The sequence below is a fragment of the Pseudenterobacter timonensis genome, assembly GCF_900021175.1.
Lineage (GTDB): Bacteria > Pseudomonadota > Gammaproteobacteria > Enterobacterales > Enterobacteriaceae > Enterobacter > Enterobacter timonensis.
In genome coordinates, this window is sequence record NZ_FCOP01000007.1 from 35,921 (window position 1) to 59,668 (window position 23,748).

General features: G+C 46.7%; 22 protein-coding genes and 1 pseudogene. 9 read left to right on the forward strand and 14 right to left on the reverse strand.

What is annotated here, in order from left to right; all coding sequences use genetic code 11:
- Positions 1-20: 20 nt before the first annotated feature.
- Positions 21-686, reverse strand: coding sequence for a 6-phosphogluconate phosphatase (yieH, locus tag BN3796_RS01185; protein WP_061706627.1), 666 nt, complete (start codon positions 684-686; stop codon positions 21-23).
- Positions 687-851: 165 nt separating this feature from the next.
- Between yieH and adeP the strand changes: the two genes are divergently transcribed.
- On the forward strand, positions 852-2,189 hold the full coding sequence (adeP, locus tag BN3796_RS01190; RefSeq protein ID WP_148381741.1) for an adenine permease AdeP: 1,338 nt from the start codon (positions 852-854) through the stop codon (positions 2,187-2,189).
- Positions 2,190-2,280: 91 nt separating this feature from the next.
- Here adeP and BN3796_RS01195 read toward each other — a convergent pair whose 3' ends face one another.
- The 3 genes from BN3796_RS01195 to BN3796_RS01205 form a co-directional block, all read right to left on the reverse strand.
- Positions 2,281-2,865: an NADPH-dependent FMN reductase gene (locus BN3796_RS01195; RefSeq protein ID WP_148381726.1), complete on the reverse strand. Its 585-nt coding sequence runs from the start codon at positions 2,863-2,865 to the stop codon at positions 2,281-2,283.
- A 16-nt stretch (positions 2,866-2,881) separates the two neighbouring features.
- Complete coding sequence (locus BN3796_RS01200) at positions 2,882-3,631, reverse strand: 4'-phosphopantetheinyl transferase family protein (protein ID WP_061706630.1); 750 nt, start codon at positions 3,629-3,631, stop codon at positions 2,882-2,884.
- Positions 3,632-4,041: 410 nt separating this feature from the next.
- Complete coding sequence (locus tag BN3796_RS01205) at positions 4,042-4,449, reverse strand: GNAT family N-acetyltransferase (protein ID WP_061706631.1); 408 nt, start codon at positions 4,447-4,449, stop codon at positions 4,042-4,044.
- 241 nt (positions 4,450-4,690) lie between these two features.
- Between BN3796_RS01205 and BN3796_RS20835 the strand changes: the two genes are divergently transcribed.
- Together BN3796_RS20835 and BN3796_RS01220 are read left to right on the forward strand one after the other, a co-directional pair.
- The gene (locus tag BN3796_RS20835) at positions 4,691-4,888 is read left to right on the forward strand and encodes an ash family protein (RefSeq protein ID WP_073885031.1); all 198 of its coding nucleotides are present in this window, start codon (positions 4,691-4,693) and stop codon (positions 4,886-4,888) included.
- 174 nt (positions 4,889-5,062) lie between these two features.
- A protein-coding gene (locus tag BN3796_RS01220) for an IS3-like element ISEcl10 family transposase (RefSeq protein WP_148381728.1) occupies positions 5,063-6,174 on the forward strand; the annotation gives its coding sequence in 2 pieces (ribosomal slippage) (positions 5,063-5,324 and positions 5,324-6,174; 1,113 coding nt in all).
- A gap of 10 nt (positions 6,175-6,184) precedes the next feature.
- Here BN3796_RS01220 and BN3796_RS01225 read toward each other — a convergent pair.
- Positions 6,185-6,424, reverse strand: a pseudogene (locus BN3796_RS01225) (Arm DNA-binding domain-containing protein); the annotation flags it as partial.
- A gap of 329 nt (positions 6,425-6,753) precedes the next feature.
- Here BN3796_RS01225 and BN3796_RS01230 point away from each other — a divergent pair.
- The 3 genes from BN3796_RS01230 to BN3796_RS01240 all read left to right on the forward strand — a co-directional run bounded on the left by BN3796_RS01230 (position 6,754) and on the right by BN3796_RS01240 (position 9,296).
- Positions 6,754-7,596 (forward strand): hypothetical protein, encoded by an 843-nt coding sequence (locus BN3796_RS01230; protein ID WP_061706633.1) that lies wholly within the window; start codon positions 6,754-6,756, stop codon positions 7,594-7,596.
- On the forward strand, positions 7,593-8,024 hold the full coding sequence (locus BN3796_RS01235; RefSeq protein WP_061706634.1) for a hypothetical protein: 432 nt from the start codon (positions 7,593-7,595) through the stop codon (positions 8,022-8,024). The genes BN3796_RS01230 and BN3796_RS01235 overlap by 4 nt, the downstream gene beginning before the upstream one ends.
- 642 nt (positions 8,025-8,666) lie before the next feature.
- Positions 8,667-9,296 (forward strand): recombinase family protein, encoded by a 630-nt coding sequence (locus tag BN3796_RS01240; protein ID WP_061706635.1) that lies wholly within the window; start codon positions 8,667-8,669, stop codon positions 9,294-9,296.
- Here BN3796_RS01240 and BN3796_RS01245 read toward each other — a convergent pair.
- The 9 genes from BN3796_RS01245 to mobI all read right to left on the reverse strand — a co-directional run bounded on the left by BN3796_RS01245 (position 9,289) and on the right by mobI (position 20,765).
- On the reverse strand, positions 9,289-10,041 hold the full coding sequence (locus BN3796_RS01245; protein WP_061706636.1) for a YgjP family zinc-dependent metalloprotease: 753 nt from the start codon (positions 10,039-10,041) through the stop codon (positions 9,289-9,291). The genes BN3796_RS01240 and BN3796_RS01245 overlap by 8 nt on opposite strands.
- A gap of 15 nt (positions 10,042-10,056) precedes the next feature.
- A complete protein-coding gene (locus BN3796_RS01250; RefSeq protein WP_061706637.1) occupies positions 10,057-13,341 on the reverse strand; it encodes a type I restriction endonuclease subunit R in 3,285 nt (1,094 codons plus the stop codon).
- Positions 13,338-14,345, reverse strand: a complete 1,008-nt coding sequence (locus BN3796_RS01255) for a virulence RhuM family protein (RefSeq protein WP_061706638.1) — start codon at positions 14,343-14,345, stop codon at positions 13,338-13,340. Before BN3796_RS01255 ends, BN3796_RS01250 begins: the two co-directional genes overlap by 4 nt.
- Positions 14,335-16,110 (reverse strand): anti-phage dCTP deaminase, encoded by a 1,776-nt coding sequence (locus BN3796_RS01260; protein WP_061706639.1) that lies wholly within the window; start codon positions 16,108-16,110, stop codon positions 14,335-14,337. The genes BN3796_RS01255 and BN3796_RS01260 overlap by 11 nt, the downstream gene beginning before the upstream one ends.
- Complete coding sequence (locus BN3796_RS01265) at positions 16,110-17,300, reverse strand: restriction endonuclease subunit S (RefSeq protein ID WP_061706640.1); 1,191 nt, start codon at positions 17,298-17,300, stop codon at positions 16,110-16,112. The genes BN3796_RS01260 and BN3796_RS01265 overlap by 1 nt, the downstream gene beginning before the upstream one ends.
- Positions 17,290-18,873, reverse strand: coding sequence for a type I restriction-modification system subunit M (locus BN3796_RS01270; protein ID WP_061706641.1), 1,584 nt, complete (start codon positions 18,871-18,873; stop codon positions 17,290-17,292). The genes BN3796_RS01265 and BN3796_RS01270 overlap by 11 nt, the downstream gene beginning before the upstream one ends.
- On the reverse strand, positions 18,870-19,508 hold the full coding sequence (locus tag BN3796_RS01275; protein WP_061706642.1) for a restriction endonuclease subunit S: 639 nt from the start codon (positions 19,506-19,508) through the stop codon (positions 18,870-18,872). Before BN3796_RS01275 ends, BN3796_RS01270 begins: the two co-directional genes overlap by 4 nt.
- Positions 19,492-19,902 carry a hypothetical protein gene (locus BN3796_RS01280; RefSeq protein ID WP_061706643.1) on the reverse strand — a complete coding sequence of 137 codons (411 nt, stop codon included), beginning with the start codon at positions 19,900-19,902 and terminating at the stop codon, positions 19,492-19,494. Before BN3796_RS01280 ends, BN3796_RS01275 begins: the two co-directional genes overlap by 17 nt.
- Before the next feature lie 266 nt (positions 19,903-20,168).
- Positions 20,169-20,765, reverse strand: a complete 597-nt coding sequence (gene mobI / locus BN3796_RS20920) for a conjugative transfer protein MobI(A/C) (RefSeq protein WP_222860379.1) — start codon at positions 20,763-20,765, stop codon at positions 20,169-20,171.
- Positions 20,766-21,296: 531 nt separating this feature from the next.
- Here mobI and BN3796_RS19790 point away from each other — a divergent pair.
- From BN3796_RS19790 to BN3796_RS01295, 3 genes are read left to right on the forward strand one after another with little or no spacing between them, the layout of a single operon-like run.
- Positions 21,297-21,494 carry a helix-turn-helix transcriptional regulator gene (locus BN3796_RS19790; RefSeq protein ID WP_073885034.1) on the forward strand — a complete coding sequence of 66 codons (198 nt, stop codon included), beginning with the start codon at positions 21,297-21,299 and terminating at the stop codon, positions 21,492-21,494.
- A gap of 8 nt (positions 21,495-21,502) precedes the next feature.
- Positions 21,503-23,173, forward strand: coding sequence for a DUF927 domain-containing protein (locus BN3796_RS01290; protein ID WP_061706644.1), 1,671 nt, complete (start codon positions 21,503-21,505; stop codon positions 23,171-23,173).
- A gap of 59 nt (positions 23,174-23,232) precedes the next feature.
- On the forward strand, positions 23,233-23,577 hold the full coding sequence (locus BN3796_RS01295) for a helix-turn-helix transcriptional regulator (RefSeq protein ID WP_000136520.1): 345 nt from the start codon (positions 23,233-23,235) through the stop codon (positions 23,575-23,577).
- Positions 23,578-23,748 lie beyond the last annotated feature (171 nt).

Sequence of the window (23,748 nt, forward strand, 5' to 3'; positions counted from 1 at the left end):
CGCCATCCGGCTTTGTTTTTTCAGCGAGTAATATCCCACCCGCGCGCCTTCCACAGCGCCGGCAGCTGCGCCAGTTCGGTAAAGGTCGTCACGTTAGGATGATCGATTGGCTTGTTATGCGGATCGGCGCAGAAGTAAAACACCTCCATGCCTGCATCAATCCCCGACTGCGCGCCCGCGGTGGAGTCATCCACCAGAATGCAGTTCTCCACGTTCACGCCCATCGCTTTCGCTGCATGGAACATCAGTGCCGGATCGGGTTTCCAGCGCTGAATATCGTAGCCGCTGAACAGCTTTTCCGGGAAATGGTGCAACATATTGAGCTTGCCAAGCGAATGCTGCATTTTGCTGACCGGGCCGTTAGAGACCACGCAGATTGGCACCGTCATCGCGTCCAGCAGGGCGTTTGCGCCGGCAATCACCTCCAGCTCCGCATCGAACAGACGTGCGACCTCGGCGCGGTAGACCGGCTCCAGTTCAGCCTTTGCCAGGCTGACGCCATGCTCGGCGTTAATAATGTCGATAATCTCGTAAAGCTTCACGCCCTTAAAGCGCTTAAACACTTCACTGAGATCGAGCGTAATGCCAAATTCCTGGAACATGGTGACATACGCGCGGGAACAGATGACCTCACTGTCGACCAGCGTACCGTCGCAGTCAAAAAATACCGCTTCAATCTTAGACATGCCTTTCCTTCTCACCAGTTTAACGTTTACGTCTTCTTTTTTACCGGGACGCAATCGTTGCCGTATAAGCAAAATCAATGAAAAAAAGTATTACGCAACCGCCCCTATTGTCGCATTTTGGTATAGGATAGCGACGAATTTTCCCTCCTTGTTCGGAAATTGATGATGAATCAACCACACACTACCCAGACGTCTGGTCAGGGGATGCTGGAGCGCGTGTTCAAACTGCGCGAGCACGGCACAACGGCACGCACCGAAGTGATCGCCGGTTTTACCACCTTCCTGACGATGGTTTACATCGTTTTTGTGAACCCGCAAATTCTTGGCGTAGCTGGCATGGATACCAGCGCCGTCTTTGTCACCACTTGCCTTATCGCGGCCCTTGGCAGCATTCTGATGGGCATATTCGCTAACCTGCCGGTGGCGCTGGCACCCGCGATGGGTCTGAACGCCTTCTTCGCCTTTGTTGTGGTTCAGGCGATGGGCCTGCCGTGGCAGGTAGGGATGGGCGCAATTTTCTGGGGCGCGATTGGTCTGCTGCTCCTGACCATCTTCCGCGTGCGCTACTGGATGATCGCCAATATCCCGGTCAGCCTGCGCGTCGGCATCACCAGCGGTATCGGCCTGTTCATCGGCATGATGGGGCTGAAAAATGCCGGTGTTATCGTGGCAAACCCGGAAACGCTGGTCAGCATCGGTAACCTGACCTCACACAGCGTGCTGCTGGGCGTGCTGGGCTTCTTTATTATTGCGATTCTGGCATCGCGCAATATTCATGCGGCGGTGCTGGTCTCCATTATCGTGACGACGCTGCTGGGCTGGATGTTTGGCGATGTGCATTACAACGGTATCGTCTCCGCGCCGCCGAGCATCGCGAACGTGGTGGGGCATGTCGATCTGGCAGGCTCCTTTAACCTGGGGCTGGCCGGGGTCATTTTCTCCTTCATGCTGGTTAACCTCTTTGACTCCTCCGGTACGCTGATCGGTGTGACCGATAAAGCCGGACTGGCGGACGAGAAGGGCAAATTCCCGCGCATGAAGCAGGCACTGTATGTGGATAGCGTCTCGTCGGTAGTCGGCTCTTTCATCGGTACCTCATCCGTGACCGCCTATATTGAATCGTCCTCTGGCGTTTCTGTGGGTGGCCGTACCGGTTTGACCGCCGTTGTCGTCGGGCTGCTGTTCCTGCTGGTGATTTTCCTCTCGCCGCTGGCGGGCATGGTTCCGTCTTACGCGGCAGCAGGCGCGTTGATCTACGTGGGCGTGCTGATGACCTCCAGCCTGGCGCGCGTAAACTGGCACGATTTAACCGAAGCGGTACCGGCGTTTATTACCGCGGTAATGATGCCCTTCAGTTTCTCCATCACCGAAGGCATTGCGCTGGGCTTTATCTCCTACTGCGTGATGAAGATTGGGACCGGCCGTCTGCGCGATCTCAGCCCGTGCGTCATCATCGTGGCGCTGCTGTTCGTGCTGAAGATTGTGTTTATTGACGCGCACTAAGGTGCGGTTTGTGGTGTCAGGTGGCGCTTCGCTTACCTGACCTACTGACGAGTGTAGGCCCGGTAAGCGCTAGCGCCACCGGGCTTTTTTATCAGGTTTTAACCCGCTTAATATAATCCCCAAACGCGGTAAGTTGGCCAGAGAGATGGTCACGCGTACCCTGATCAACCACTTCCCCCGTTTGCACATCGACCTTGTTCTGAATCACCCCGCCCATAAATTCCGGTTTGTTCATGACCATCGCATCAAGAAAGACGAGGATCTGGCGCAGGTGATACTGGCAGCGCGCACCGCCGATCGCGCCCATTGAACTGGTCTGGAGCAGCACCGGTTTACCGGCCAGCGGCTGTTCCGGAAGGCGCGAAAGCCAGTCGATAGCATTCTTCAGGCCGCCCGGCACCGAATAGTTATATTCCGGCGTCACAATGACCACGCCGTCCGCCTGGCGGATCTGCTCTGCAAGCGTTTCCACGCTCTGCGGAAATCCCTCTTCCTGCTGGATATCGGCATCGTAAAGCGGAATGTCGCGGATGGAGGGCAGAGCGGCGATCTCCATGCCCGCGGGGGCGAGTTTTGGCAGCATATTAGCCACCATCCCGTTAAATGAACCTTTGCGCAGGCTTCCCAGTAACGTAACAACCTTTAACGTCTCAGACATGACTACTCCTTTCATCATGATGATCCGGAACGGATCAGCTAAGAGGATATGCTTTTTCTGTCGGTAAGCTGGTTAATCTCATCAGGCGTGCCGCAGGCTCGTTAGCGCGTTCAGGCACATCCGCAAGCGTATGCCATCCTTCCCTGCTGTCAAATTCCCAGAATTTTAGCCGTTCGATGGCGGGTGTCGCCGCCACCGACCAAATCAGCACATCTTCCGCATCGCTCACCGCCTCTACTCGCGTGCCCCTGGTTACCCGCAGGCGACCCGAACCTGGCAGTAACTGCAGCAGGCTGGCATCGTCTGAGGCGCATCCGCAGAGCTTACGCACCGCCTGACGCAGCGTGATCAGCTGCGCTCTGGCTTCATTCGGGTCGTTTTGGTTACGTACCCACAGCGCCTCATTGCTGGAGAGGGGGTAGGCATCGTGGGCGTGCAGCCCGCCGTGAAAACCGTGCGTGGCGCGCCTGAGTTCCATATCCAGGCCGCAGTCGCCTTCGGTGGTCAGCGCCACGCCAACGATATTGCCCGTATAGGCGATGGAAAAACGAGGAAGCTCAGGATCGGCAAAGACCGGCCGGCCTTCCGGTTGCGTAAGCATCTCGGGCAGTTCGTGGGTGCCGTAGAGCATAAAGAGCAGTTCAGCGAGCAGCGCCCGGGAGGCTAAAAATCGTGAGCGGCGGTGCTCCGGCATCCTGCGCGCTGCATCGTGGCAGGCGGTGGAAAGCCTGACGGATACCAGCCGTCCTTCTGTAAGTCTCCCTCTTGCAAAATGCGTTGCCATTTTTCGCTCCGTGATAATGGTCTGTATCATAAGTTAAACGGTTACATCATTATCGCTTAACTTACGCCAGGTTTTAATCGCTAAATAGGACAATGGGAAGCTTGTGGACCGAACTTTACATTCGGTTAGACCGAAAAGAAGAAACGAGTGTGGTTTTAGCTGAGCTTTATAAGGCGGACGAAAAACCAGTAAGCCCGGCCTTGCTGTCAGAGTGAATGAATGGCTTTTACGCCGATGAAAGCCAATAAAACCCGCTTTTACCGGCGGTGAATGCGGGTTTGTGAAAACAATACAGAAGCTGGAAAATCGAGCTAACTCGTTAATCTGTCAGCGATATGTGCCTTGAAAGCATGGCTATGGGCACATTCAAGGACACAAAAGCGGGATGTTTGCTGATCCAGATGACAACGTTACCCCCAGACTCTCGCCATTCCTTCGCTTTCCGGCCGGACTAACTCAAAACCGAACTTCGCATAGAGTTCCGGTACATCAGCCACCAGAGAGACATAAGCGCCTTTATAAGCGTTGCTGTCCAGCCATCGAATAATGTTTTCCATAATGATTCGGCCAAGGCCACGCCCCTGATGGGCGGGGTCGACGGCTATATCGACTATTTCGAAGTTTAATGCACCATCGCCAACGATACGCCCCATACCGACAGGCGCTCCTTGCCAGAGAATGTGTACGCCATAACAGCTTCTCGGCAAACCCACCCTGGCAGCCTCAAGCGGTCGTGCTGACAACCCCGATATACTTCGTAAATGACAAAAAGCTTCGGCAGAGGGAACAGATTCAACAACGGTATATTCGGTAGTCATGACCATCACCATTAGCAAACAATCAACATAGTTAGCAGGCTGACTCTGTAGTGGCAATAGCTTTTGCCAATGAATCTCGCCTTCTTAATAACTGAATATAAGATTTTATGCGGTACGCATAAGCCTTTTGTTATGAGGCGATAAGCATAGTTTTTGCGTACTGCCTTGCGCCATAGTCCCCACGTTGCGGCAAAAACGCAACCGGAATTGGCGTTCCGAATTATCACGAGTGTCGGTAGCGATGTTTGCAGAGCTACTGGCGCGGCCTGCGCTCGCCCCTTTAATGGTGGCTCAGGCAGAGGTTTCGAAAGAAGCGCCGGGTCGTGATAACCGGTACGCCAACCCTGTCTGGGTCACCGCCAGTGAGCCTGGCGTCTCCGGTGGTGGTGTTAACCTGCTTATCACGAAGCGGAGCGTTGCGTATGTGTCCTGTTCCTGAATTTCCCATTGCACCAGCCCCCGCCGGAGGTATCTATGAAATCACCGTAGAACAACCCTCATCCAGAGAACTGGTCGATCGCTCGCGAGTCCTGGTGTAAGTATCCCGCATAATCGTGCCATTCACATTTAGAGATCCTCCGGCATAATCAATCTGCCAACAAAGGAGATCGCTATGCGTAAAGCCCGTTTTACTGAGCATCAGATCATCGCCGTGATTAAGTCGGTTGAAGCCGGACGAACGGTTAAGGATGTCTGCCGGGAGGCCGGTATCTCTGAAGCGACTTACTACAACTGGAAGTCTAAATACGGCGGTATGGAAGCTTCTGATATTAAAAAGATCAAGGAGCTTGAGGACGAGAACCGACGCCTCAAACAAATGTTTGCCGACCTGAGCCTTGAGAACCGGGCGCTGAAAGACGTTATCGAAAAAAAGCTTTAAAACCAGCCTTTAAGCGTGAGCTGGTCACTCATCTGATAACGGCATTCGGACTCAGTATCCGTCAGGCCTGTCGGAGTCTCAATCTGAGCAGAACGGTTTATCATTACCGTCCGGATACCACGCGTGATGAACCCGTTATTACCGCATTGCAGGCGGCAGCTGAACGATACCCACGATACGGTTTTCCAAAACTTTTCCAGGTTCTGCGGCGGCAGGGATACGCGTGGAATCACAAAAGGATCCATCGTATTTATTGTTTGCTGAAGCTGAATTTTCGCCGTAAGGGTAAACAACGGCTGCCGGTGCGTAATCCCTCGCCACTGGCCACACCGGAAGCGCTGAACCAGAGTTGGTCTGTCGATTTTATGCATGATGCCCTGGTCTGTGGCCGTCGTTTTCGCACGTTCAATGTCGTTGATGACTTTAACCGTGAGGCGTTGTCGATTGAAATAGATCTGAATCTGCCAGCTCCGCGAGTGGTCCGTGTGCTCGACAGGATCGCGGCAAATCGCGGCTATCCGCTCATGCTACGCATGGATAATGGACCGGAATTTATCTCGCTGGCACTGGCTGAATGGGCAGAGAAACATGCAGTAAAGCTGGAGTTTATCCAGCCGGGTAAGCCGACACAGAACGCTTTTATTGAGCGTTTTAACAGGACATATCGTACAGAAATACTCGATTTTTATCTGTTCAGAACGCTGAATGAAGTGCGGGAAATCACGGAAAGATGGGTGTCAGAATATAACTGTGAACGCCCTCATGAATCACTGAACAATATGACGCCGGAGGAATATCGGCAACACAATCATTTGGCCGGGATCTCAAAAAATGCCTGGAACTAAAACGGGTCTATTTACAGAATGTTTTGACTGTCGTTGGGTCTTTCTGTTTTAGCTTTTCTTCCTGCTTTTTCTGCGCCGGATTGATGCTATGGGCAACCACTGAGCGACACTTTTTACGCCAAAGCCGCGCTTCTGCAAGTGAGAAAGCCGGGTATTCGTCCAGCGTGATCTTTTGCGATTTGTTGTCAAAGCGGTAGCGGAAACGCCAGATTTTGTGTCCGGTGGGAAGAACAACCCGCATTAACAGGAAGTTTTTGCGGGTTAGTGAACGTTCACGTAAAACTTACTTACCGATACAGAAACTAAAAATGTAAAACCACTCAAAGTGTTAGAAAGCTATTGGCGCACATATGGAGTGCAACCTTTTGTTAGGTTTTGCCATGGAAGAACCCATTCTAGGCGATTTGTTGCATTTTTAAAGTGGGATATCTGGGAAAGTGGGACAAAATTATTATCTTTATTGTTACTCATTTTGAAGTTTGTTCTATCAGAACAAACTATTGATTTTTAATAATAAAATAGCGAATCCTCTTGCGTTTTTCTGCCTCCATGCGAATCTTTATAAAGCAGGAGGTGATCATGAAAAAATACCCGTCTTTATCATTAATTGCTTTATGTGTGTCCTTGTCAGGTTGTGCAGCCGGACCTCGTCATTATGCTCAAGGCGAATCTCGGGCTTTGAATTTGGCGCGAGCCGGGGGCATCTACGATTTGGATTTGAGAGATTCCCACGATGGTACTCACTCTTATAGCAAGGGTATGTTGGTTCCATTGCTTGATCTCGCCAGGCTAACTACTTCATTTGATGATCCGCTTCGGCGTCTTTCTGGTACGCAGACGTTCGCGTTTAACGCTACCGATATAATGATGACACCGGACAATCCCTCGGCTAGACCAAGTCTAATGGGATGGATGCCCGCATCTGCTGCTACTTCAGAATCTCAGGCTTATGAGAAATATGTGCATCTTGTCGATCTGGCAATCCAGCATGTGGCCGATGATATGGCGTTGAATGTCACTAAACTGAGTAATGTAGAAACGCCAGAAATTGATGGTCATCCCATGATTCTTTGGTCTGTTGAAAGCGCCGAGCATGGATGCGGTATTGGTCAATGTGTGGTTGCTTACAACATTACTACTCCTTATCTCTGGAAGAGCCCGCTCTACATTAAAGATGGTGAGTCCGAAAGCTATAACATCGCCGCTAATCACCTGAAGAACTATTCTCGCTTTGTGTTCCGTCAGTCAGGATCACAAGACTTTCCAATTGATGAGTTTTATAGAGCCGTCAGTGCTGCATTGCCATCGTGGATGGTGATCTATTTTCCACCAAACCATGTGGTGAAGAATGGCCAATCTCTTCCATATCCAGTGTTGTATGAGCAAGGGGAACAACTGCTGTTTAAGGAGCCTGCATTATGAAAAGTGAATATCAGGATCTAGACAATATTGTTTTGGCGATGGATGAAGTCCAAATGGATCCCATAATTCTTACTTACCTGATCAGTCATCTATTGACGAGAAATTCGGTGTTTCATCAGCCTAGAGTTGGATGTGTCAAATGCAAGAGCACGGGAGAATTAGTCTATCCCCATAGCTGGATTGAGCTTTCAGGTGGTTGGACTGTTGATCTTAGACTGAATCAGGCTTTCAACACGTTCGACCGCTATCCGCAAGGCATTTTCGAGCCATCATCCTACCGGAACCTTCAGTATTTCGGTATGCCTCTTACCGTGCCTGAATTCGAACCATCTGAACTCGATGAAATGACTGATTTTATGTTTTCCAAGTTATTCAGTGTGAAAGGACTGGATATTCGAGTGAGCGGAGGTTGCTATGACTGCATTTGAGTGGGGAATGCTTGGGCTATTCCTATTTTTTAGTTTGGTCACCTTCTGGTGTCTTTACAGCTATAGAGCCAACCAGAAATTGTCAGGCCAAGGCAAACCTCAAGCCGAAAAGTGGGAGGGGAAACATGATTCAAAATCTTAAAAATGATCTAGTAAATATAATGTTGCTTGGTGTTTTGCTACTCGGATTGATGCTGGCTCAAGACTCTGGATGGGGATTCTTGCTCGTTGCTTTGCCATTGTCCATTTAGTGCTTTAAAGCTTTCAGATTTATCCAACGCAGATGGTGGTTAGCCGTACCATTTTGGTGTGCACTTACTTATTTGTGTTGGCAAATGTCCTTGGCACTTTGGGCTGGCTATCTATTCGTTGCGTTTGTCAGAAATATGATGGAGTTGAATAGAACTTACCCCATGCCAAGTCGTCATAAGCGAATGAAACCTGATCTTTCCGTTTTCCCGGATAGCTTTGATTACGACTACCGAAACCATATTGGGTTTGATGACTGATTTTTGGTCCTTAGCTGGTTCCTTTTGAGTACACATCAACGGCACTAGCCATCAGACTGGTTTTACTACCAACAGAACCACCTAAACCAGACCATAGATAAAGCACCACTTATAACGAACTGTGGAGACCAAGATGTTCATTCGAGCTTACCTTCGCGCATCAACCAAAGAACAAAATGCTGAACGGGCACGCGAATCACTCATTCAGTTTGCTGCTCTGCATGGCCAGCGAATTGCTGCCTTTTATATCGAGAATGTCTCTGGCGCCACGTTGCACCGACCTGAGTTGATGCGTTTGATTGCCGAGTCAGGTGAGGGTGACATTGTGCTGGTTGAACAAATCGACCGTCTGGCACGGCTTAAGCGAAGCGATTGGGATACGTTGAAACAAAAGCTGGCCAGCAAACGCCTAGCCATTGTTTCACCAGAACTTCCTACCAGTTGGCTGGCTTTGCAACAACATAGCGAAATTGACTTTACTGGTGCTATTTTACAGGCGGTGAATGCCATGATGTTGGACATGCTCGCTGCCGTTGCTCGCAAAGATTATGATGACCGGCGACGTCGTCAATCACAGGGGATCGCAAAGGCTAAATCCGATGGAAAATACAACGGGCGTCAGCCTGATCTCAAACGGCATCAGCACATAGCTAGCCTATTGAAGACTGGCCATAGCTATAGTGACATTCAAGATATGTTGGGGTGTTCGCGGCATCTGATTGCTGCGGTATCAAAGAATATGAGCAGTGATACAATTAGTTGAGCAGAATGACATTAGCCATTCCATCCAAACGTTCTTTGACCTCCTCCCAGTGAGGCATAACTTGCGTCATAAGGCGATAGAATCTCTCACTGTGGTTAAACTCCGCTAAGTGGCATAGTTCGTGTAATACCACGTAATCAACACACTCTCTGGGCGCTTTCACCAAATAGGGATTCAACGTGATTTTACCATTTGGAGAGCAACTACCCCATTGGGTTTGCATGGTCTGAATACGCAGTAGTGGCCGTTCTGTTACCCATAAGGCATGTTCAAGGACGGCATCAAGACGTTTAGCAAAGGTTTCTTTAGCTCGCGCTTTGTACCAGTCTGTCAGAAGTTCTCTTACTTTCTCAGCATTTTTAATACGTACGGATACTTCGAGTTTTCCACGTAGTAATTTGACACCCTGAACACTATTTGGAGCTTCTATGACCTTCAGTAAATATTGTTTGCCAAGATAGTAGTGGCTTTCGCCACTGATGTACTTTCTTGGCGAGGTATACTCCAATTGCTTACGAAAATCCCGCAACTGCTCGTATATCCAACGTCCTCTCTTTTTAACGGCATTAAGAACAGCATCATTATCAGCATCCGTGGGGGCGGATACGACAACACGACAATCAGGGTGTACTTTAATCAATACTTTATCGCTTGCCTGTTGGCGAACAACTCGCTCAAAAGCGATTTGTTCATCACCGTAGTGAAAGTTCATCATATGACCGTTTTGTTTAATAGGAACATTCATGGTTACTCAATGGCTTTAGAGGCCGCTCAGTCCGACGCGCGTAATCTGCACTACCATCTCAACAATTTTCTTGGCTTGATCCATACCCCCACCAATTGCTTTGCACTCTTGGAACATTTTTGGCAGCAACTTCTTACGGATGTCGGCTTCAATGTTTTGTGAGTTTATGGAGTTCTCTGCAACTGAAATATCAACAGCCTCATCAACTTCAAAGGCTAGTTTGACCCATTTGTCCTGGACTTGTTGATCCTGAACAGCAAAGGCTTCAGGTAATACCTTCTTGAGTACTCCAAAATAAGCCTGCGCATGATGATTTCCAGCGAAAACATCAGGAATTTCATTCAGGCGTCGGTCATGAACTTGTTCTTCAAATTCACGAAATAGCATGTATTGTTTCAAAGGGTGGTCAAACAACTTCTCAGCGTCTTCGATAGCTTGGCGCAACAGTTTTGAGAAGGCTTCCTGAGCGTAAGGATCATCGCGTAAATTTTGTTCAATCATTCGCGTAACGCGAGTTTTTATTATGTCAGTCTCGTTACGAGTTTTATCTTCGCTCCAGTCTTCAGGTTGTTGCTTCTGTCCCATTTTCCCGACTTCGTACACACCGTCAGGTTCTTTGACTTCGACACCGACAACATGCTTATCCAATAGTTTTTTCACTTGTTCGGCATATTCGTCGTAATCAATTTTTTCACCGGCATCTTGTTGTACTAATTGACGCAGACTAGAAAATTGCTTCACAGTTTCCTTATAGTGACGGCGGTCATCATCGCTGAAGCTTTTATCTTCAAAGAAGGTTGCTGACTGCAAGGCGACTTTTAAACAGCTAGCGAAAGCGGTTAAGGCTTCATAGAAGTCTTCGCGAACCTTGAGGTTTACATCAGCTAACTCGCCATTTTGATCTTCAATTTTGGGAACTAATACCTGGCGTAATTGTTCAATATCATTCTTATTTTTTACGCCATCAAAAATGGCCCACAGCTGTTTGTATAGCTGTGGTAATCGCTTGTATTCAGTGCTCATTTGATTATAGAGACCAGCTATATCATTGATGTCATAGCCACCCTGAGTGCGAGCTGCGAGATCCTGATATTTAGCAATTGTGGTATCTAACTCAGCAAGAATGCCGCGATAATCAATCAGCAAGCCAAATTTCTTCTTCGGATGTAGTCTGTTAACCCGAGCGATGGCCTGAATCAAATTGTGTTCTCTTAATAACTTATCGATGTATAAAACCGCATTTTTGGGTTCATCAAAACCTGTCAGCAGTTTATCGACCACAATCAGCATTTTTAGCGGGTCGTTTTCGTCAGCAAATCGCTCGATGATTTGTCTGGTATAGGCCTGCTCATCTTGGTTACCGACATTCTCTTTCCACCACAATGTTACTTCTGGTGTGGCTTTGTCATCAACAGAGGTATTTCCTTCTCGGCTGTCAGGTGGACTCATTACTACCGCTGACTCGAATAAACCGGCTTCATCAAGGTATTTTTTATACTTGATAGCGGAGGATTTGCTGTCGCAGGCTAATTGTCCTTTTAAACCATCATCAATGTTTTTAATGAAGTGATTGGCTATATCCAGAGCAATTAAACGAATGCGATCATCTGCGCCGTATACTTGACCTTTTTTTGCAAATTTACGTTTGAGATCGGCTTTTTGCTCGTCTGAAAGCCCTTCTGTGATACGTTCGAACCAACTGTCGATAGCTCGCTCATTGACGTCCAGATCAGGAATACGTTCTTCATAAAGTAATGGCGTGACAGTTTTGTCTTCTACAGCGCGTTGCATGGTGTAGGCATGTACTATCGGACCAAACTTGTTGGTTGTTTTATCGTCTTTTAATAACGGGGTGCCAGTAAAGGCTATAAATGCAGCGTTGGGTAGTGCCTGCTTCATGCGAACATGGTTTTCACCACCTTGACTACGGTGACCTTCATCAATCAACACAATGATGTCCGAGCTTGTATTGATGCACTCTGGCAGTTTAGTGGCGGTATTAAATTTCTGAATCAAGGAGAAGATGATACGCTCTGTTCCTTCACCAATCTGTTGTGCTAAGCGTTTGCCCGATGTGGCTAACGCGGCAGCTTTATCTTTTTTACCCGCAAGTTCTCCGCCTGAGGCAAAAGTTTTACTGAGCTGAGTTTCTAGGTCTACGCGGTCGGTTACCACCACTATTCGGCACTGCTTCAGACTATCGTGTAGAATGAGTGCCTTACTTAAAAACACCATAGTGAACGACTTTCCAGAGCCGGTGGTATGCCAGATGACTCCACCTTCACGACCACCATGGATGTTGTGAGTATTTATTCTCTCTATGAGTCGTTTAATACCAAACACTTGTTGATAACGGGCAACAATTTTGCCGACTTTCTTATCAAACAGCGTAAAGTAACGTGTCATTTCCAATAAGCGCGATGGAGTGAGTAAGCTGATAAGTAATTTATCCTGGCCGGTTACTGCTAAGTTGCCTGTTGCCACAAGGCTTTGATACCAATCCAAATCCTTATCCGAACGATGGCTAAACAAGCTCGTAACTTGCGCTTCAGATAGTTTTTTATTTTTGATGGCATACATTTCGGCGTCTGAAATGTCTTCTTCTCGCCAGACCGCCCAAAATTTAGCGGGGGTGCCGCAGGTGCCATAGCGACCTTCATTGCCATTGATAGCAAGCAGCATCTGGCTATAGGCGAACAATAAGGGGATTTCATCATGGCGCTGGTTACGCAGGCTTTGCGAAATACCTTCGCCAATGGTTGGGCCTTTTTTCGCATTACCATCAGGGCGCTTAGCCTCTATCACAACCAGAGGAATACCGTTTACAAAGCAGACAATATCCGGTCTGCGACTTTCCACTCCTCCAGAGCGGGTAACGGTAAATTCTTCGGTAAATATAAAGCTATTATTGCTAGGAGTCTGCCAATCAATCAGTGCAATGGTTATGTTGGCCTTTTTGCCTTCAACAAACTCTGTGACAGAAATGCCGTACAACAGATGGTTGTACAGGCGTTCGTTTCCAGTTAATAGTCCCTCGTTTAACCCAGGGCTGCACATTTCAGCAATTAAGTTGTCGATAGACTTCTCTGACAAAGGGTAGCTTTTTCCCGCAAATGTAAAAGTACGTTTTTGCAGTTCACGGCGAAGCACCTGCCGAAGCACAACCTCATCAGTTTTGCCGCCACGAGCAGCTAATGCCTGTTCAGGCGCAAGAAAAGACCACCCTAAGTTGGTTAGCAATGTCAGGGCCGGTAGCTTAGCACTGTACTCTTCTTGAAATTTGGGCGTGTACAGGGTCATTTTGCTTGCTTCCTTTTCTGGCTTAGACGCTGCTCCAACCGCTCCAGATCTTTTAGTTCTTTTTCATCTTCCGCCAGAGCTTCCAGTTTGTTGCGCTGCAAGTTGAAAGTCTCATAATGTTTGTGAGCGATTTGCTCCATCTGTTTTCGGCTGATGCGGCCTGCGCTGTTTAACAGTGGTTGCTCGTTAAAGTCCATAAACTTATCGACGTACTCACGCCAATCTTGCAAGCGAAGGTGAGCTTTGCTTTTTGCCCTAAACTCGGCAAACTCGAAGAACATGCTGACCAAGCGATTCAGGTTTTCTAATTCGCCTGCTTGTAGGTAATTTTTAGCAATTACGACATCAGCTTTACGAACCTTATTACCCGCAAAGCTAGTGAGGTTCATATTGGGCTTGGATGAGTCTGCACGTTCAACAACCAGTTCAGCGGCAGTATGGCCTGTGACAGCGAAGAAGAGTTTGTTCTGAACCTCGGCAAACAACAATCCTGTTTCTTTTTCGTTTGCCCGGTAGTCTTCAGATAGCGCCAGCAAATCGCGGATTTTTTGATAGAAACGCTTCTCCGACGAACGTATGTCGCGAATGCGTTCAAGCAGCTCATCGAAGTAGTCCCATCGGGGATCTTTAAGACGTTCGTCATCCATGGCGAAGCCTTTTATTAGGTATTCCCCAAGAGTACGGGTGGCCCATTGCCTAAACTGGGTGCCACGGGTAGAACGTACGCGGTAGCCTACTGCGATGATCATGGGTAGTGCATAAAGCTGAGTTAGGTATTCTTTACCATCAGCAGCAGTTGTAAACTTTGAGTTGACAACTGCCCCTTCAGCCAGTTCCCCGTCTGACAAAACGCTTTTAACATGCTTGCTGATATTCTGCTTGCTGGTTTGGTACAACTCCGCTATTTCTAACTGAGTAAGCCATACCTGACCACCTAATTCGCGCAGCACCAATTGTGATTGACCATCATCGGTTGTGTAGAGTATTAAGTCGTTATCGGCCATAATTTACCTTAGTCATTTCATCCCACATATCGGCAGCTGCACTTTCTATCTCTAGATATGATTTCGATATCAAAGGTGTCCTAATTGGTGCTGATGACTTATCCCAATCCAGTATATTGCCCACCTTATCTTTGCGCCGTAGTTTTGAACCACTACCGAGGCTCATAGAAAACAGATCGAGGAAGCGACGAGGCCCAACACCAATGAATGGTTCAAAGCTGACTAATTCGTTTGTATTGTTGGATATCTCTTCTAACTCGGATTTGAGCTGAATGGACTCAGAATGAAAGTCTAATGCACGACTTTTCGGATAAGGTTCGACATAAACCACTCGCGTAATACCGCTTGCGATAATATGTTTCGCACAATTATGACAAGGGAACGTCGTACAGTAGAGTGTTGATCCTGTGGTAGGTATGCCAGCGCGACTGCACGATAAAAGTGCATCCATTTCAGCGTGTACAACACGACCGAACTCCGTGAGGTCAGAGATCTTACTTTCTTTTAACACCTTATGTAGTTCTAACTCCTGTTGACCATCAACTAAGCCTTTCTCTAGAAGTTTTTTGGCTATTTCATTGATAATCTCAGCTTGAGCCTGTTTGTTTGAATCAACTTCTCTGGTGTAGTCTTTCCCATCTTGGTTATCTTCAACTTTCCCTGTTGCTTCATCCAGCTCTGCCCAATATAGACCCCCGCCGGATTTGGGAACATCATTTGCTCCGGTTGCAATAATCTGTTTTTCTCGACTAATAACTGCTCCCACCTGACGGGATAAATCTCCAGAACGAACAGAGCTATTGAATGCCATAAACATCGCAAACTCGTCGAACGTAGGATTTTTATAAGGATGAGAAAATATCAACTCTAAAAAGCGTTGTAAGCGATTCTTAACCTGATCGTTGTTGCTACCCAGATTTAAGAAAAAATCCGCTAGATGATAGGTGTCTCTAGTTTTTTGCCCATGATCAAAACTTTCATCTTCATCAATACGAATAAGCTCATTGGCTTGCACTTGGGTCATACCTTTGTCATCGGTTAAGTGTTGATGACGCCGTTTTTCATCAGCATGGATACCTATTAAGTAGAAACCATCGCCGTATACTTTTCTAAGAAACTCAACTTCCCGAGGATGTTTCAATGAATTGACAACATAAGCACGTTTTGAATTGGATGGTGTTCTCGATTCCGAGATGTTTTTTGCAACGCCAGCAGCTAAAATGGCGTTGTTTTCGCTCTTTTCTCGTAGCTGATCCCCAGCATGCATATAGTGTCTAATGCGCTCATACTCGCTGGCTCCTTCAAAAACAGGCAAACAAGAAGATACTCGGATTTCTTGTACTGCGTATCCGAACCCTCGCAGGCGATCCGTTAGGGGTTCTGTCACTCGTTTGTATTCTGTGCCAACAGCACTCACTATCCCAATGACCAACTCCCCTTGATTTATACCTGTTGTTAGGTATTGCTTCTCAATTGATTGATTTGGGACAACCTGTGATGGGGTTTGAACGACAGTTGAAACCACTGGTACGTTAGTTGAGACTGTCTCTGTGGGATAGAGAAGCTGCGGCACACCGGTTTCTAGTGTCGTTTTGCCTGGATCTTTACCTTGAAAGCTAATAGACCCTGTGGATTCGAACCAGTTCATTACACCGTAATTGAGTCTAAGCACTTTTTTGTTTGGCTGTGAATCATCCCAATGTCCACTGAGAGTAACTAGTTTGGCTTTCAGCTCCTCAAATGTGCCAGAAAATTTCAAGACCATTATGCAACCTCCTTATTATCAACTTTTACCCGTCGTTTACCCGTCAACAATTGCTGCATCAGGGCTTTCTTCTCTTGTTTCAGGGCATCGAGCTTTTGTTGCAAAGCGGTGATTTCCTGATCGGCGGTGGATAGTACAGCGGCGATTTTTCTCTGTTCTTCCAAGCTCGGCATTTTGAATCCGAAGTCACACAAGTTCTTGTAATAGAGTCGAGTTCTCGTCCCGCCTTGTTTCTGTTGTACAGCAAACTTTTTGAATGCAGGACCATAGTTCAGCTGAGCTTCAAGGAAGACCGAATCCAAACCATCGGTTTTGAATACAGGATATTCTTTACTTATTGCACCACGCTCCCACGAGCGATTCAGATTGAATTTGAAGATCAAGTCATCACTCATGTGTCTGTATGTGAAATACCCTTTCGGTAGAACACCATAACTGCCCTCATTGATGACAGATCGCTCTTGCTCAAACAGTCCTGTTCTGGACGAAGTAAGGATTGGCAGATTAGTATCTGCTGATACTAATTCCTTGTATGGTGTGAAGAATTTTCCAACCTTATGGAACTTCCACTCAGGGTACCTAGCCCCATTCTTATCCAGCAGGCGTTTTTTGCCGGTGAGCAGTTGTTGCATAAGCGCTTTTTTCTGCTGTTGGCTGTTGGCGAGCAGTTTTTCGGTGGTGGTGATAGCCTTATCCCAGGTGGAGAGGATTTGGGCTATTTTCTTTTGTTCGGGATATGGGGGAACAGGAACTTGAATGGACTTTACGATTCCGCCACTCAAGTTTTCTTGGCCTCCACTATTCGCCATTTCCCGGATATTTTCATACTGGCTTATGAGAAATTGATAGTAGTAATCAACTTCATAACCCGGATGCAAAACTATTGCTGCACACGCCTGATTGGTTGAGGCCTCAATACCTAACTTGGCAACTTGCCCTCTCGTCTTCCCTTGCCCATACATCGCCATAAGGATGGTATTTACCGGAAACAACTTGGCAGACGAGTTTGCAAGACCTTCTTCAGTAATCTTTTCAGAAGTATCTTCTATAACCTTAAATTGAACCTCTGCAGTTGTGACCCAAGGAATATTGCCGTTCCAATATGTGTCGTTTTTCCTGCTAGGAGTCCCACCAGAAGAAACATTGGATACCTCTTCAATGGTACTTAACTTCCAACCTTCAGGCACCATATCCCAACTCCTCCAGATACTTAGCCATCACGGTTTCCAGCTCAGTCAGTTGAGCTTTGAGCTGTTCGCGTTCTGCTCGCACGGCCATCAAGTCGATCTCTTCCTCTTCCTCAAAGGTATCGACATAACGCGGAATATTGAGGTTGTAGTCGTTGTCTTGGATCTCTTTCAGGCTGGCCAAATAAGCATATTTATCGACGTTTTCTCCCGCTTTGTAGGTCGCGACGATCTTGGCAATATTCTCTTCACTGAGTTGGTTTTGATTTTTACCCGATTTAAACTCGCGTGAGGCATCGATAAACAGCACGTTGTCATCGATCTTCTCTTTTTTGAAAATCAGAATGGCAGCTGGAATGCCAGTCCCATAAAACAGCTTCTCTGGCAGACCAATCACAGCATCCAGTAGATTTTCATCGATCAATTTCTGGCGGATTTTGACTTCTGTTGAGCCACGGAACAGCACACCGTGGGGAACAACGACTCCCATACGACCCGTCTTCGGTTTAAGTGTCTCAATCATATGCAGAATGAAGGCATAGTCGCCTTTGGTTTTTGGCGGTATGCCTCGGCGGAAACGGCTGAACTTGTCTTTTTCCGCGTCCTCATGACCCCATTTATCCAAAGAAAACGGCGGGTTGGCTGTTACGATATCAAACAACATCAAGTCGCCGTTTTTATCCAGTAACTTAGGATTGCGAATGGTGTCGCCCCATTCAATTTTGTGGTTGTCTTCGCCGTGCAGGAACATATTCATCTTGGCCAGTGACCAAGTAGAACCTATAGCCTCCTGTCCATAGAGAGCATAATTCTTACTATCAAAGTTGCTGCGGACTTTACTGCCACACTTCATCAACAGTGATGCAGAACCACATGCTGGATCGCAGATGCTGTCGCCTGGTTGTGGTTCAAGTAGTTCAGCAATCAAGTCGCTGACTTCTGGCGGCGTATAAAACTCGCCAGCTTTTTGGCCGCCACTGGCGGCAAAGTTTTTGATTAAGTACTCGTAGGCGTTACCAATCACATCCAGTGTACCGACGCGACTAGGTTTGAGGTTGAGATCTGGCTTGGCAAAGTCTTCCAGCAGATAACGCAAGATGCTGTTTTTCTGTTTCTCTTCACCTAAGCGGTCAGTATTGAAAGAGATATCTTGGAACACGCTTTTCCCAGCATCTTTGAGTTTGGTGCCATTAGCTTCTTCAATGGCATGCAATGCTTGGTCAATGCGCTCGCCATTGCCTGGTTCATGGCGACGTTCATACAAGGCATAAAAGTTTGCTCTGAATACTTCCTTCAAATTACCTTTATTGTCTCTAATTTCTACATCAGGGATGACAAAACGCTCATTCTTCATCATTTCTTCGATGAGCTCTGGTTCATCGCCGTACTGTGCTTTGTAACCATCGTAATGGTCCTGCCATACATCAGATATGTACTTAAGGAACAGCATGGTGAGGATGAAGTCTTTGTAGGTGTCTGCGCTGATGGTGCCACGGAAAGTGTCGCAAGCGGCCCACAATGCTTTGTTAATACTGTCTTGGTTGATTTTATTGTTAGTTGTTACTTGGTTATTCATGAGTGAGTTCCCTTAATCATTTGTTGAAACATGCCTTGCAGCATGATTTCACGATTCTTTAGCAGCGCTTTGGTGAGTTGTTGTTCCTGCTCCCACAGCGTATTGATGTGCAGAATTTTTTGTTGTGTCGCTACTGGGGGGATATCCAGTTTTAGTTCACCAACTACTTTGGTATTCAACATGACAATGTTGCTACCTTGACTGCCTGTTCCTTCTGATAGCCAATATTGAACGGCCGGTTGATTGAGAGACCAACAAAGAAATTCTGGTATCACATCTGCTTTAGGTGTGATCACTACAAACTGGCTGCTAACCACTACGGGTTTTGAAGACCGTTCGTCAGTGACTAAACAAGAGGCCCTGAAATAGCCGCCTCTAGAACCTCTCGCAGGGAGCAATACTGTGCCAGGGCTGACAAAAGCATTACTTTTGCCTGTCCACTTTATCAAGGGCATTTGGCTAGCTTGTAGAGTAAAGAGATTGGATGTTTCCCAAGCCTCTCTAACGTCTTTAATTTGCGCCACATGGGCATTGCCGGCCTCTTTATCGACTTCCTCTATTTTTCCTCGGAAGGTAAAGCCTGTTCTTAGGTCAGCAATGTCACTGAGCGCTCTGATGCTAGTGCGTTGTGGCATCGATAACTCCTTTAGTTGGTGTAACAAACAGCATGCAGCCTGCAATACGGTTGTTGTGTACATGGGGCACGAATTTAGCAATCTCCCAACCAGCTGCCAGCGCTTTATGTTCAAACCACTGTTGAATTTTGACTGTCATTTTTTGGCGTTTAGCGCTTTGTTTTTGGTGCTCTTTGTTATAAATGGCGATAACTCTCTCTGTATCACAGAAACACTCATTACTTTCAGTTGCTTCTGGTGTAGGGAAAGCAAATTTTTCTCGCGATACTTTAGGTTGGGAGCCCTTGCTTACAAGCAGTTGGGGTGGCTTCGTGATTTGTTGGGTATGAACCAAGTAGACTCGATGTTCAACTTGAATTTCTTGCATGGCTAGCTGGGTTTGGTATTCTTTCATTATTCGATCTCCTATGTGTTTCTCGGCACTGTTGGTATTGAATGGAGCGACAGGTTGCAGCCTGTCGCTTTTTATATGGTTGTGATTCACTCAAAATCACAGAAAAAACGCAGTAAGAGCTCTATGCACAACCAGTGTGTGTATAGTTGCTGATCTTTTTTTATCCGTCAAGCTAAAATTGTGCGGTTTTTTTTCTACTGCAATAAAAAGTTTGTTCTGTTGGTACAAATTTAGTGATTAAGGCCGTGATCAACCGTTGGGCTACTTTATTTACTGCTGCTCTCTTCCTTGAAATCTTGGATATTGCCTGCCATTTGGAAGAGGTTAGTGTCATTCCACTTACATAGCTGGCGCATTCTCATCAGGTTGGTATTGGCTCTACGGATTATTGAGAAAGCATCCTCAACAACTTCAATTACTGGCTTTTCCCAATCTTGTGCTCGGGTAAAAGTTGTCTTTGGGTAGCGATAATTGCCTTCACGGGGAAGGTAATGGCTGATCACCTGGAATCCGTCAGAATTCTTTTTAGGCTTAAACTGGTTATAAACCCAGAATATTTCCAACTTCATCTCTCGCAATCTTACTCGACAGCCAAAATGGCCTGAATACCCTGGTGAGTCTTTTCTTCTATGAGCTCGGTTGTGCTGCCAATACAGGTCGGCTATTCGCTGGGCAATATAGTAATAGCGTAGCTGTTCCAGCTCGGTAGATTTATGTATGTAACGTAGATACATTTCTGACGTTGAAAGTGCATAAATTGTGGCTTCGTCATGATCTATCTGTTTGTTTTCGCTTTTTAAAAAAGTGTTCCACGCTGTTATTTGCTTATCCAAGGTTGTAAACGGGGTTGAATTGTCACTCATGATTCGGTCCTCTGTATGTTGAATACAGAGTCAGTCTATTGTTGCATGCCCACTTTCATCCGCCGTCTTCATGCCCTTTTTGGGCACTTAGGCCTTTTGGTATGACGCCTTAGCCAGGAGACCTAGCCAATTCCTATCCAGATAATTATCTGATGGGGGACCTAGACTGGTTTATTCCAAGTAAGCACGGTAATTTCCAAAAGAGCTGAGCCCAATTATTCCACTTTTTATGGGGGACCTGGCTTTGTTCCGTGTAAATCGTTAGGTCTCTTAAGTTTCACATGTGAAAGTTTTTCTCTGGGGATTCACTGGCGCACAAATTGATACGGTAATGTCGAGCAACTCATTGGTGGCTAGGTTTTTCGTACTCACAAGGCTGTTTTTCAAGGTGGCACTAAACAAATTTAATTAAATATCAGTTAGTTGTGCCTTTTTACTGATGTGCCCGAAAAGGGCAGTTTCAGCGGTCTGTTTAATAACTGATTTTTAGGATGATGCTGCATGAAGGTCCAATAATTTTCAGGAGGCATCGTGAACCAAGTTACTTCAACTACCAACGAAAGGTTACTCACATACCAAGAGGTGTGTTCTCTCACCCAAATATCACCGGCGACACTGCGGCGTTATGTCCAAAGTGGCAAATTTCCATCACCAATAAAACTCAATGCTCATGGCCGCTCAGTTCGCTTTCGACACAGTGAGGTGTTGGCTTGGATGCAATGCCTGTAGGTGGAGTCATGCAGTTTGAACTACGTGACACAGGCTTATTTCATCTTCGAGCTAATGAGAAGCGGAAAATTTCCGATCCAATTCGTGTACTTTTCAGAGTGCGTAGCGATGACCGAATACGGAGTAATGGTGTGCTATGCGAGTGGCTCAATCTGGATGGCTGCTCCGTCCAGGAGGTATTTTTGATGAAGATATTGAATGGTAGCCAGTCTATGTTAATTCGAGAGCGGTTATTAGACAGTGGTTTTTGGATAGAGCCGGGCACCGATACGTGGAAACTGATTCAACAATATTTAGTTCAAGAATCGCGCAAAGCGAGTACTGCAACCATAGTGGAAAGGACAGGTTGGCATCGTGAGGTATTTGTTACGTCCAGTTGGATTTCTGGTATGAGTGATGAACCGTATCAGTACCTATCTCCCCGTATTGCTCCAAATTTTCAGCAACAAGGAGCTTTGGACGATTGGCAACGAGAAGTAGGGTATTTTTGTCGTGGTAACCCATATTTAATTTTCGCTATTGGCTGTGCCCTTGCCGCACCACTGTTAAAACCCGCAGGTTTGGAGAATGGCGGCATTCATATTGTTTCCAATTCTGCTGATGGTAAAACTGCAACTATTCAAGTGTGTGCAAGTGTCTGTGGTGCTCCTGACTTTATGAAAAGTTGGATTGGCACTGCCAATGGGATTGCTGCTGTCGCGAGTGAACATCACGACCTAGTTTTACCGCTTGATGAAATTGGCATGGCCAAAGCGGAAGATATCGATACCTGTTTGTATCAGATTTTTAATGGCGCCGGGAAATTGCGGGCAGATAAAACCGGCAAGCTTGCTGAATCTGAGCATTGGCGTGTGCTGGTATTAAGTACAGGTGAAAAGTGGCTCGCTGAGATATTTGAAAGCTTGGGTCGTAGCCCGATGGCCGGGCAAGAAGTTCGTTTGATTGAACTTCCGGTAATTGGTCAGCATGGGGTGCTGAATGATCTTCACAGCTTTTCCACACCTCAAAAGGCCATTGATCATCTGAAGTCTGCAAGTGCGAGAACGTACGGATCATTGCTGAGATCATTCATCGAATTGATCACGACCGATGTAGTGGATCTTAATCAATACGTGCCGAAGGAATTACAGCGCATTGTTGATAGCTGGCTACTGCCGGATTCATCCTCACAGGTGCAGCGAGTCACCCGGCGTTTTGCGCTGATTTTAGTGGCCTTGCAGCTTGCCTCTCGTAACTTTCTGGTTAATTGGAGTGAGGACGAATCAGAACAAGCAGTGCACAGCTTATATCGGGTTTGGTTGGGAAGTCGCGGTCATTTAATGAATCTTGAGGAGTATCGCTTACTACAAAAGATTGGCGGTGTTCTCGCTAAGTGGGATAAACGACTTGCTAAAGAAGGCGATGTATCTCGGCCAACAAGCATAGGATATCGACGGTTTATCGATGGTGAGGAGCTTTGGCTCATCCACAAAGATGAATTTTTGAAAGGCTTAAATTTGCCAACTCATTATATGCGTGATGTTGAGCTGCTCTTCCGCCGTCAATGCCTTGAAAGTAATGAACGCAGCCGTGGTACCTATAAGCTAAAGATGAGCGGTCGCTACTATCGTTTTTTTGCCCTTTGGCCTGACAGGGTGAGGCAAGCAATGCTGAAGATGGAGCAAGTCGATGATGAATAATTCAAATATCCCACTTTCCCACATTTCCCTGTTCGATTTTGAGGTAAAGGAGTATCAACATGACTGAAAAAGAGATGCTTCAGCGCATGCTGATGGATATGTCATTGCTTAAAAAACTGATTACCGATCATATCAAAAACGAGCAACGTCCTGACACAACAAAGGAAATCCTGACAGTTGAGGAATGTGCTGAGCTGACAGGGTTAAAGAAAAGCACTTTGTACCGGTTGACTCACGAACGCAAGATCCCATTTTTCAAACCTAATGGCAATCGGGTGTTCTTCAGGCGAGCAGATATCTTGGCTTGGCTGCAGAGTAATCGTGTGGCGTCTTCTGATGAGATTGATAAAGCCGCTGCTGATCATCTAGTTGCTAACCGAAAATTGTATGGCCGGAGATATTAGGTTGTGGATTAACGTTATGAAAATAAAAAGGAATGATTAGATACGTTACATGTCACATTTTTTAACCGTGACATGTAGCGGTTACTCGTTGGATTGACAGCTCAGGCTTGGGTTAATTCCCACGAGAAAATCACATGTGATAAGAACGGCTGTAAAAACTAACGATCTTAT